The organism is Peptidiphaga sp., from assembly GCF_057238965.1.
This window is the reverse complement of record NZ_DBHHEV010000014.1, coordinates 6,718-13,729: the sequence shown is the minus strand read 5'-3', so window position 1 is coordinate 13,729 and position 7,012 is coordinate 6,718. Positions and strand designations below refer to the sequence as shown.

Sequence of the window (7,012 nt, the reverse complement as noted above, 5' to 3'; positions counted from 1 at the left end):
TGCCGGCGGCTGCGCGCTCGCGGATGAGGCCCCAGATTTCCTCGCGAAGCACGGGATCGAGGCCCACGGTGGGTTCGTCGAGGAGCAGCACCGGCGGGTTGCCGACCATTGTGCAGGCCAGGGATAGCCGGGAAGCCTGGCCGCCGGAGATGTCGGCGGCCAGGGCATGCGCGCGGTCCGTCAGCCGGAGCTGCGAGATGATTTCGTCTGCCGCCGACGCCGGCGCCCGCGCTATTTGAGCCCAGTGCGCGACGTTCTCGCGCACAGTGAGGTCCTTGTAAGCGGCGGAGGCGCGAGCGGCGCGGCTGCCCGCGGGACGGCCGAGAATCGTAACCGTTCCCGATTCGACCTTTTGCACGCCTGCGATCGACCGAATGAGCGTGGACTTTCCTGAACCCGACGGCCCCAACAGCCCGGTGATCGAGCCTTTCTCAAGGGAAATGCTCACTCCCTTGAGAACCCGCCGCGAACCTCGCGTGACTTTGAGATCGTCGATGACGATTGCTTCGTTCATGGCTTCAGGCTAGTGAAAGACCATGCCCCGCCTCAATGGGTGATGAATTAATTTGAAGTGTTGCTGGGACGATTATTTTGGCTGAGTAAGAGGTGTAAGTGTGCGTATTCGACGAGACCGGAGCTGAATTTCTTCTAGATGATGAAATAGTTGTCGCGACTGAGCGGACGCCGCTGTCGGCCAAGGCGTTTGGCGACGTCGGCGGGCGCCTTCAGGCGCGGTCTGCGTTTCAGCGGGCGTTCGTGTCGGTCTGCTTGCGGGACGGTTCTGCGTACGCGGGGCGCCGCGGGATGGGGAAATCTCTGGAAGTCTCGAAGGCGGGACGGCTCTGCGTACGGGGGCGCCGACGGCGTGGAGAGACCCGAAAGACGGGTACGACGTCGGCGGCGTGCGGCGAATGCGCGGCGTGACGGCTTGGCGCGTGCTTCGGTCGCGCGGACCCGGGCATTGGTTCCACAATCGACGTGCAATCCGGCGATGTGTCCCGGCCTACAGGTTGCCGAGTGGCGCTGTGCGGGGTTATGCCGCTACGATAGTCGGCGGTAGCGTGTCCGAGCGGCCGAAGGTGCAGCACTCGAAATGCTGTGTGGTTAATAGCCACCGCGGGTTCAAATCCCGCCGCTACCGCCACAATCGTTTTATGCGAACCCTGGTCATGGAGTGACCAGGGTTCGTTTGTTGTATGTGGGGGGCGGCGGGGCGGTTTCTTGGTTGTTTTTTGCTTGTTGCGGGGGATTCTTTGTCGGCTGTGTCTTGGCCTTTGCCGGGTGTGTGGGGTCTGGCCAGTGCGGTCAGTTGGGCGAAGGACGGGTTTGAGGCAGTGGCGGTGCGGGCGTTCGCGCTGGCCGCACCGGTGGGCGTCCAGCACGTTCTGGGCTTGCTGCCAGAGGGCCTGATCGACCAGCGACCGGTAGGCTTACAGGTTAGGCAATCCAGGAGGCGTAGACGCCGGGGGTGATTTCGAGGCCTGTGGGGACGGTGAGGGTGGACCCATAAACGATGGTTTCCTTGCCGATGTGTTGAATGGCAGCAGTGTGGGCGATGCTGAAGCGGGCGGAACGGGCGGCGTTGTAGAGATCGGCCCAGATGATTTCCTGATCGTCGTAGGTCAGGAGCCATGGATAGGTGGCGGTCAGGAGTTTGTCAGCCAGGGCCTGATGGTCATCGGCATTGAATGCGTGGAGGTAGAGACGTCCCCCTTGCTCGACGTAAGGCGGGTCGGCGTAGACCAGGACGTCGGTGGCGTGGGTCTCCATGGTGGTGAGGAAGTCGAGGCCGTCGAGCTGGGTGACGTGGATGCGGTGGCCGAGTGCGGCTACGTGCTTGACCCTCTCGATGAGGGCCGGCTTGTTGTAGCGGGCGTCGATCTTCCACTTGCCGGTCTGGTCGAGGCCGCCGATGGGGCGGGCGTCGAGGATGCCGGAGCGGTTGGTGCGGTTGAGGTAGAAGGTGGCGAAGCCGAGGGTGAGGTCGTCTGTCTGGCCGGCCTGGTAGATGGCTCGCTGGTGGTGCCACTGGTCGATGGTGACGGGGGTGTTGCTGATGAGCTGGTTGAAGGCGTTGGCGCCGTCGGGGGTAGTGATGGTGCGCCAGAACGCGGCGATTCCGGCGTTGATGTCGTTGATGTGGATGTGGTCGACGGTGCCGTCGGTCAGGAGGCGTAGGGCGGCGCCGGCGCCGCCGGCGTAGGGCTCGGCGTAGTGGGTTGGGGCGGGGATCTGGGAACGGATCAGGCGTGTGAAGAAGGGGGCCAGGCGGGCTTTGCCGCCTGGGTAGCGCAGGGGGGACAGGTACCTCACAGGTCAAGCCTGCCCTTTTTGGTTGCTCGTAGACACCACCCCAGTGGGTGGGTTGCCGAGTCCGGTGTTGATGGCGTTGAGCAGGGGCGTGAACAAGGCGTTTGCTCGCTTGGCCATCTCGGGTGCGGCGGTGAACTCATAAGAGTGTACGCAGTTGTGGAGGTCTCGGACGAAGTGTCCGTTGGCAGTATCTGTGCGTACTGCTGCCCATGTTCCAGTTAGGTCTGGGCGGGTGGGCTTCTTGGAGTCCAGGAGGGGGTCAAGGTGACGCATGACGGCGGCAAGCTTGTCGGTGAGCTGCTTGCCTTTCGGCTCGAGGCTCTGGTGGTCGATGAGCGCGTCGACGGCGGCCTCAACCATAACTCGCGCCATGACCGACGCCGTCTCCGGGGATACGGCGATCTCCAGTTGTCTGCATTCCTTGAGCATGTTCCTGAGTCGGTCGGGCATGTGGGTGCGCTGTACACCGTGGTAGAGGTGGGTCTCACTCTTGCGAGGCTTGGGTTGGCGGGTTCGGGAGCCGTCTTCCGAGCGGGTCTTCTTCTGCTCGGTAGTGGCTCCTGAGGCAAGTATGTCTGCGGCTCCGGTTCCTGCGGTGGAGGAGGACGCGCTGGAAGGGCCAGGCGCCTGCTCGGTGTCTCCGGCATCCTGGGCTGGCCTGGTTGTACCGGCGCTGGTCAGGGCGGTGGGGGTGACGTCGGTGTCGCCGATGGTGTCCTTCCACACGTCAGCCAGTTTCCTGGCGGCCGAGTCTCGGCTGTTGAGGGTGCGGGAGGAGATGACGAGGATGTCAGCTGCGCCTGGTGCATTGGGGTCCTTGGGCTGGGACGTGAGCATCCCGGTAATGAGTTCGTGGATAAACGGCTTGATCTTCTCGGTGTCGACGTCGACGCTGAGGGTGTACTGCTCGCGTCGGGCTTGGTCGATGAGGTCGACCAGTGCGCGATCGTGCCGGTAAGTCTCTTCCAGCCAGTACCAGAACTCGTTCCACTCCACCGGGCTGCTGCCGCTGTCGACTTGGTCGAGGTAGACCATCTCTGGACCCCATGCCGCGGTGCCTTCGCCGCTGCCGGCGCCGTGGTGCTTGAGGTGGATCCAGTAGCGGGCGTCGGCGCGGTGCTTGAATTCTACGCAGCTGGGGTTCAGGTAGGAGCCAGTGATGCGGACTCCTTGTTTGATGCGCTCGAAGGTCGCAGTTGTCTCCGGGTCGGGGGCCTTGCGGGGGTTGTCGAGGAGCCGGCAGGCGACGAGGCGGCGGTTGCCTTCCAAGACGACGTACTTGCCGTCCTCGTGGAGGATCGCCCACGACTCAGTGGGGTTGAGTCCGTGCTCGGCGATGCTTTTGGCCAGGCTGACGATTTTGGATCTGAATTCCTTCAGCAGTCTGCCCATGGCCTCGTCCTCGGTGTCTACGGCGGGTCGGCCGAGGCGAGGGTTTCGTAGATCGAGGTGGAGGCGTTTGATGGATCGGTTCTTGTGCCCGATTGTGACCACGATGGGAGCCTTTCCGACATAGAGGTAAGCGATGGGAAGGTCTTGCTTAGCAGTAAGGATATCGCGGTTCAGGCGGTGGCGAGGTCGACCAACGGCGTCGCGGATCACGACGTTGACGGTGGTTCCGTGTTTCTCAACGAAGGTGTTGAGCGAGGGAGCGTTGCTGCGCTCGAGCAGGTGAGCCCGACGGCTTGGGGTGCACCCGCTGTCTCTGAGGTGCTGTCTGTATCTCGAAAGTCCAAGCGGACCGCCTGCGCATTGAATGAGCTTGGAACCTTCAGAGCGTTTCAAGATCGTCGATTTACGCGCCGCCGCCGACCGGTGGGAAAACAAACCGGTGCCGAAGAGGAGGAAAATACAAAAGGTTAAACATCTGTCTTCAACCCACTTTGTTACCATATCAGACTTAAATGCCTTGCGCCCTCTCTTCGAAGTTGAATAATGATGTTCCGAATGAAGCTCTTTCTCGAAAAGTCAGAAGTGATAAATAAGCCTCCTGGGATATAGAAAACTAGCTAAGGAAATTGCTTTAGCGAAACAGACATGTTTATGCGTCGTCGAAGACGGCCACGCGGTCAATGGGTGTGAAAGGCCCCGTTTTTTCCTTAGTGTCTGTTTGTTTCGGCAATAAAGGCATACAATAGACGCTATTAGACTAAGACATTCTATCTCAAGGGAGTGTGTGTAATGGCCGATGTTAAAGTCGACTTGGATTCTCTAGGCTATCTTTCGGGAAGCTATAGAGGACTTTCCGATACGGTGTCGAGTGCGAAAACCTATCAGAGTGCCCACATCAACCTCAATGCCAGTGGACAGGTTTCGGGTGTGTCCACTGCTGTCCTGGGTCAAGCGAAAAAGATCGAAGACGCTCTGACCACGTGGATAAGCGATACCGAGAAGGCGACGTCCGGAGCTGCGGACTGCGTTGACGGCTGTGTCCGCAGTTATCAAGAGAACGAGCGTGTTTCGGCCGAGCTGTTCGACGGACACTACACGCCAGCAGATGTCGCATCGGCTCGATCCGGAGCCTCGTCGACGGCTCCCGGCAAGCTGACTGCGCCGGCGGCCCAAACGACTTTCGCGACGGTGTTCAACGCTTTGGGCATGGTCGGAAACTCAGTTTCCCCATCGTATTGGTTAGGCGCGGCGGCCGACGCCGTTCTGGACCTCATTCTAGGTCAAGGCGAGCACGACCCTTTTGCCGCCATAGGCAACACAATCGCGGGAGACTGGGAAACGTTCTCGGTCGCTTCGGACGCCTTGTCAAAGATGTCGGATTACTTCAAGGAGCTTGGCGCTGAGACAAAGAACTACTGGGGTAATGTGGATCCCGACTGGGACGGAGGCGCTTCTGACGCCGCCAGCGAAGCTTTAGGGAAGATGGGAACGTCTTTCGGCGATGCTTCTAGTCGTTTAAAAAAGATTTCAAATTCGTACCACGCCGTAGCGGTCGGTGTGTACAACACTGCGGACGCTTTGGCGGGGAGTCTGCGACTTGTTGCGGATATGGGGATCGCTGCCATCGCCTCTGCCGCTGCTGGCACAGCGACGTTTGCCACGGTAGTGGGCCCCATCGTGGGGTACGTGGCGGCGGGTGCCGCCGTAATCAGGATGCTTAGTGCGATACGACAGCTTTTCGATATTCTCGGGAAGGTCTGGACGTGCGTAGAGGCATTTACGGGCGTATGCAGTATGACCCTCGGTCTGGTTCATGGATCGGGCGGCCCTTTGACCATCTACAACCCCAATTTCTCAGAGCAATAGGATGATGTTGCGATGACAAATCAAGATGATCTCAAACCCGTCCTCCCGTCGATCCCGGCAGGATCGCCTATGGACGACGCGCTTCGTGGTTCGCTCAGGAAGATGAAGAATGACGCTGATCCGCAGATCAGAAGGCTCATCGACGACATTCTTGCCGGTAAGCGAACAATGCGCGACCTGGCGGCAACGGAGTGGTTTGGAAGGCGAGTCCGCGAGGCTCGTCCGAATCTCGAGGCGATTCGGAAAGAAGTCGAGAAGCTTGAGAAGGAACCGGGCGCGGCCGACAGGATTATGGAAAAACCCGAATGAAGGCTGCTGGGAGCGGCGCAAGGGACGCGAGGCCTCAGGACGACGACGGACGTAAGAGCCGTGGGGTATCCGAAACAGAGGATTCGGGAGCCGTTCCGTCGTCCGGAAGAACCGGCCGTCCTCGCTTGGCCTTGTCCGTTGTCGCCGTCATAGTCGGCATTCCCGGATTCGTGGCGGCGGGCGCCGGATTTCCCAACGTCAAAGCCGTTGCCTTCGGGGCGACGTCGCTCATTGTCGCTTCCGTCATAGGCTGCTTTGCCCTGGTGTGGAAGGCGAATCGACGTGACGCCATCATGTCGGCGACGTTGCTGGCAGGAGCCCTCGGGCTCGCTTTCATTGCCGTTTACGCTGTCTTTCACTATCAGGAGATACACGAGATCTCGATTCGCGGCGATTCGAGTCCCAGTGCCCGCAGGCAGGCCCTTGCTCTCATATGCGGCCCCGCCATAGCCGGCCTGTGGTTCCTCCTTCTCGGCTTGGGGGCTATGCGGAAGGCGCGAAAAAAGAGCGGCGGAGACAAAAAAGAGCCTGAGGCGAGAGAGCGCCAGAGGCAAGAACAGGGGGCTGAGGAGAACAGCCGACAAAGCTAGGACCGTGCTGGCGGCAAACAAACCTGGCCCGGGCGTTGCTTTCCTAGACCCGGCCTAGGCCCGCGGGACTCGGCTTAGTCCGCCGTCGCCCCGCCCGCTGCTCCGCACATTCCTGACGCTCTTTTGCAGGGTCGTTCCCTCGGCGAATGCCGCCGCAGGGGCATCCCGCTCTCGGCCCGCGGGTCGCTCGGGGAAGCACTGGCTCGCCATCTCGCTGGCACTGCCGTTCCCTCAAGCTCACGGATCCGCTCGGGGCCCGGCATCCTGTCCTTCAGGCCCTCTGAGCTCGCTCGTCCCTCAGACCTTATTCGCGTCTTCTTCCTGCAAAGTGGGTTCTTTCCCCTGTGGGCGGTCGTCCCGTTGCGCGCCTTCTTGCTGTTGCGCGCGGTCCTCCCGTTGCGCGCGTTCTTCCTTCCGCGCGCTTTCTTGCCGTTGCGCGCGTTCTTGCCGCAGCGCCTCGCGTTCGATCCTGCGCTGCGCGGCTGCGGCTTCGCGCTCCGCCTTGGGCATCCAGTAGGCCGGACGGCCGGGTGTGAACCACC

At 61.2% G+C, this 7,012-nt stretch carries 7 protein-coding genes and 1 tRNA gene; 4 read left to right on the top strand and 4 right to left on the bottom strand.

Annotated features, from left to right (window positions below; translation table 11 throughout):
• On the bottom strand, positions 1-514 hold a 514-nt coding region (locus ACO48X_RS03215; RefSeq protein ID WP_485000480.1), incomplete at its 3' end, for an ATP-binding cassette domain-containing protein.
• A 541-nt stretch (positions 515-1,055) separates the two neighbouring features.
• Between ACO48X_RS03215 and ACO48X_RS03210 the strand changes: the two genes are divergently transcribed.
• A tRNA-Ser gene (locus tag ACO48X_RS03210) sits at positions 1,056-1,144 on the top strand.
• A gap of 293 nt (positions 1,145-1,437) precedes the next feature.
• Here the strand turns inward: ACO48X_RS03210 and ACO48X_RS03205 are convergent.
• Both ACO48X_RS03205 and ACO48X_RS03200 read right to left on the bottom strand, forming a co-directional pair.
• Positions 1,438-2,313 (bottom strand): DNA adenine methylase, encoded by an 876-nt coding sequence (locus ACO48X_RS03205; RefSeq protein WP_485000478.1) that lies wholly within the window; start codon positions 2,311-2,313, stop codon positions 1,438-1,440.
• Positions 2,314-2,316: 3 nt separating this feature from the next.
• Positions 2,317-3,807: a ParB N-terminal domain-containing protein gene (locus ACO48X_RS03200; RefSeq protein WP_485000476.1), complete on the bottom strand. Its 1,491-nt coding sequence runs from the start codon at positions 3,805-3,807 to the stop codon at positions 2,317-2,319.
• Between the two features lie 687 nt (positions 3,808-4,494).
• Here ACO48X_RS03200 and ACO48X_RS03195 point away from each other — a divergent pair.
• The 3 genes from ACO48X_RS03195 to ACO48X_RS03185 all read left to right on the top strand — a co-directional run bounded on the left by ACO48X_RS03195 (position 4,495) and on the right by ACO48X_RS03185 (position 6,470).
• The gene (locus ACO48X_RS03195; RefSeq protein ID WP_485000474.1) at positions 4,495-5,571 is read left to right on the top strand and encodes a hypothetical protein; all 1,077 of its coding nucleotides are present in this window, start codon (positions 4,495-4,497) and stop codon (positions 5,569-5,571) included.
• A 12-nt stretch (positions 5,572-5,583) separates the two neighbouring features.
• Positions 5,584-5,880, top strand: a complete 297-nt coding sequence (locus ACO48X_RS03190; RefSeq protein ID WP_485000472.1) for a hypothetical protein — start codon at positions 5,584-5,586, stop codon at positions 5,878-5,880.
• Positions 5,881-6,005: 125 nt separating this feature from the next.
• Positions 6,006-6,470, top strand: coding sequence for a hypothetical protein (locus ACO48X_RS03185; protein ID WP_485000470.1), 465 nt, complete (start codon positions 6,006-6,008; stop codon positions 6,468-6,470).
• Between the two features lie 297 nt (positions 6,471-6,767).
• Here ACO48X_RS03185 and ACO48X_RS03180 read toward each other — a convergent pair.
• The coding region (locus ACO48X_RS03180; RefSeq protein WP_485000469.1) for a hypothetical protein at positions 6,768-7,012 on the bottom strand (245 nt) is incomplete at its 5' end.

What these genes read in the sequence shown, in the direction of transcription:
- ACO48X_RS03195 (WP_485000474.1), top strand. Translation starts at nt 4,495, where the DNA reads ATGGCCGATGTTAAAGTCGACTTGGATTCTCTAGGCTATCTTTCGGGA.
- ACO48X_RS03190 (WP_485000472.1), top strand. Translation starts at nt 5,584, where the DNA reads ATGACAAATCAAGATGATCTCAAACCCGTCCTCCCGTCGATCCCGGCA.